Annotated in this window: 1 protein-coding gene; it reads left to right on the plus strand. The window is 47.6% G+C overall.

The window, feature by feature from the left end; genetic code table 11:
* A partial coding sequence (locus C1G53_RS09345) for a S8 family serine peptidase (RefSeq protein WP_153046696.1) occupies positions 1 to 311 on the plus strand: 311 nt, incomplete at both ends.

Consider the following 311-nt stretch of genomic DNA (forward strand, 5'->3'; position numbering starts at 1 on the left):
CCAACCAATCGCAAGGCAACACTGGTTTGGTTCTTAAACCTACAATTGGAATGAAGAAGTTGATTGAAGTGCCGACTGTATCAGGCTTTTCTAGTTGGGGACCTACGGTCAACTTAGAATTGAAGCCAGAGATTGTGGCGCCGGGAGAGGATGTTTATGCAACCTTGAATGACAATCGTTATGGCTCCATGTCAGGGACTTCGATGGCTTCGCCAATTGTGGCGGGTGCCAGCGCACTTTTATTGCCACGGATTCGCCAAATGACACCACCAGAAGGCATGACTAGGATGGATTTGCTGAGAATCATTTTG

It is taken from the genome of Streptococcus suis, from assembly GCF_002960445.1.
Classification (GTDB): Bacteria; Bacillota; Bacilli; order Lactobacillales; family Streptococcaceae; genus Streptococcus; species Streptococcus hyiners.